The 1,421-nt window shown below is 56.2% G+C and carries 3 protein-coding genes and 1 pseudogene; 1 reads left to right on the top strand and 3 read right to left on the bottom strand.

The genetic code is table 11. The annotated features are described in order from the left end of the window. The first annotated feature begins 103 nt into the window (after window positions 1-103). On the top strand, window positions 104-238 hold the full coding sequence (locus C9413_RS34355) for a hypothetical protein (protein WP_267285129.1): 135 nt from the start codon (window positions 104-106) through the stop codon (window positions 236-238). A gap of 40 nt (window positions 239-278) precedes the next feature. On the opposite strand, the pseudogene C9413_RS34080 reads toward C9413_RS34355, so the two are convergent. From C9413_RS34080 to C9413_RS32115, 3 genes and pseudogenes are all read right to left on the bottom strand, one after another. Next, a pseudogene (locus C9413_RS34080) lies at window positions 279-553 on the bottom strand (IS30 family transposase); the annotation flags it as partial. Between the two features lie 45 nt (window positions 554-598). Then, window positions 599-1,015 carry a hypothetical protein gene (locus C9413_RS32120; protein WP_040115450.1) on the bottom strand — a complete coding sequence of 139 codons (417 nt, stop codon included), beginning with the start codon at window positions 1,013-1,015 and terminating at the stop codon, window positions 599-601. Continuing rightward, on the bottom strand, window positions 1,008-1,265 hold the full coding sequence (locus tag C9413_RS32115) for a prevent-host-death protein (protein ID WP_040115451.1): 258 nt from the start codon (window positions 1,263-1,265) through the stop codon (window positions 1,008-1,010). Before C9413_RS32115 ends, C9413_RS32120 begins: the two co-directional genes overlap by 8 nt. Window positions 1,266-1,421: the final 156 nt, after the last annotated feature.

Raw genomic sequence — 1,421 nt, 5'->3', positions numbered from 1 at the left:
ACACTACCCCGTTCGGCTTTAGCTCTCGCAGTAGCAATTGTTCCGTCGGCGGTTGATACTCGCTTGCACCTGCATGGGGCGGGGTAGGGATCAAAGCCGCACGATGCTTCCGGAAATCAAACTGCAGGGGGACGCCGATGTCGCCGCGCTGTCATCACTGCTTCGCGGCACGCTTCTTTCGGTTGCTTATGCTGACGGTGAGGGTGGTATAGGATTGACGGCGACCGGCGCCATGTGAGTTCATGGCGAACCGCGATTTGCAAGCGGCGAGAGGCCAGAATTTCGGCGGGTGTTCGATAGCCGCAGCCATCGCATTTGCGCGGCGCTGCGTTGAACTGGTTGCAAATCTCCTTCAAGTCGCGGTCGGTGATCGACTGCGGATACATCTCTCTCGAAACCCATTTCCTGGCCCGCCTGTTGATGTTTTCGACGGTGCCCTTTTGCCAAGGCGACTGTGGATCGCAGAGCCGTGTTGGGGTTCCGATGCTGGCTTGAAGGTAGGGCTATCAGTGAACTCGGTGCCACGGTCGGATGTGATTGAACGGCGGGCGAGTTGGAGGCGGGAAGGAGAGCTCGAGGCCCGCGTGCGGGCCTCCCCTCAATCGGTTCGGCTGACTCTCGCGCTCGGCTGAGCCAGGAAAGGCTTGAAGGCTGCGGCGATCTTCGCAAGAAATCCCTTGCTGAACGATCCTAACACCTCTGCATTCGGATCATAGTAGAAGGACTGTTCGGCTATGTCGTGATTGAATTCAGAGACGGTAATCCATGCATCTTTCCACTCACGGATTCCAGCGCGGCGGCATTCGAGCTGCGGAATCTCCAATGCGGTTTGATCGGAGTGGGGCGGGGTGCCTGAGATAGCCAGTAGGATCAGGTTTGTCTGATTGCCTTTCGGGATTGCCAGAACCATGCAAACCGGGCGTGCCTTCCGTCCCTCGGTTTCTCCCTTGTCGCGCTGCCATGTCCAGAGATAAGGGTAGCGGATGATCGAACCATTGGCCGGAGAATCAGCCATTGTTCTCGCTTCCTTCCTGTATCAGCCGGTCCAGTTCGGGGCCGATCATTGCTGCCAGTTCAGGGGGGGCTTCATTGGGGCCATAAGCTCTGCGCGGATCGCCTTTTTGTTTCATGGCCTCGAAATCGTCGTAAGTCATGAGGACATAGCGGGCCTTGCGATGTTGAGTAATGGCGACCGGCTGGCGATCTGCCGCCATAGTCACGGTCTTGATATCGCGCAGCAGGTCTACGGTTGAGAATTTTTCCATCGTGACGCTCCTTCAAATTATGCGAATTATACGAATTATTTGACTATTTTACAACGGTAAGGCTCGGACACAAATACAATTGTCAAAGCTGATTAGGGCTGCGACTTGGTCAGCCAGTTAGAGATGCGACACTGGCTCTGTCGGTCAGCCCCCGAT

Source organism: Rhizobium sp. SEMIA 4085, from assembly GCF_013004495.1.
Classification (GTDB): domain Bacteria; phylum Pseudomonadota; class Alphaproteobacteria; order Rhizobiales; family Rhizobiaceae; genus Rhizobium; species Rhizobium gallicum.
Note: the sequence above shows the minus strand (reverse complement) of the source record. Positions and strands in the feature narration are given on the sequence as shown.

What these genes read in the sequence shown, in the direction of transcription:
- C9413_RS34355 (WP_267285129.1), top strand. Translation starts at nt 104, where the DNA reads ATGCTTCCGGAAATCAAACTGCAGGGGGACGCCGATGTCGCCGCGCTG.
- C9413_RS32115 (WP_040115451.1), bottom strand. Translation starts at nt 1,265, where the DNA reads ATGGAAAAATTCTCAACCGTAGACCTGCTGCGCGATATCAAGACCGTG.
- C9413_RS32120 (WP_040115450.1), bottom strand. Translation starts at nt 1,015, where the DNA reads ATGGCTGATTCTCCGGCCAATGGTTCGATCATCCGCTACCCTTATCTC.